Source organism: Mesorhizobium sp. LNHC229A00 (assembly GCF_000502415.1).
Classification (GTDB): domain Bacteria; phylum Pseudomonadota; class Alphaproteobacteria; order Rhizobiales; family Rhizobiaceae; genus Mesorhizobium.
The window spans coordinates 1-624 of the sequence record NZ_AYWQ01000145.1 but is presented as its reverse complement, the minus strand read 5'-3'; the positions used below and the strand labels follow the sequence as shown (position 1 = coordinate 624).

The 624-nt window shown below is 61.2% G+C and carries 1 pseudogene; it reads left to right on the top strand.

Going from position 1 to position 624, the window contains the following annotated elements:
- Positions 1–469: pseudogene (locus X742_RS1000000175180) on the top strand (hypothetical protein); the annotation flags it as partial.
- Between the last annotated feature and the right edge of the window lie 155 nt (positions 470–624).

The window sequence follows — 624 nt, the reverse complement described above, 5'->3', positions numbered from 1 at the left end:
TTTTTCGCAACTCAACAATGACCGGTTCAAGTCGTTTGTCGGTGACCAATCCAAGCTGGGCGATTTGCGTGGGGTCGCTGCAACGCTCGAGCCGCAGTCGTTCGATGTGATCATCGACGACGGCAGCCACGCCTCGTTCGACGAACAGTTGACCCTGTGCGAATTCTTCCCGCTGCTCGCCGAAGGTGGATGGTATTTCCTGGAAGACCTTGACTGGCAGCCGCCCGGCGAGGACCTCGGCAAGATCACGCTGACCAAGACCTTGTTGCGGGAAATCCAACAGCACGGCACGGCCCGCTCGGTCGATCCGCTGGGTGTGAGCGCGCTTGCCGATCAGTTCGCGGAGATCCTGTTCTTCGACAGCCACTATGAGTTGAACCGGGCAAAGCTGCTTGGTGGCCTCGTGGCTATCCGCAAAGGCGCGTCGGGCTTGTCCGTCAGGCGAAGTCTTGCACCAGCGCGCGAGTGAGCGGAGCACAGTGAAGATCGCCGTCTACACCATCGCGTTGAACGAAGCCGCAAACGCAGAGCGCTGGGCCAACTCTGCTGTCGACGCCGACTACCGCATTGTCGCCGACACCGGCAGCACCGATGACACGGTTGAACGGCTGACCGCGGCAGGCG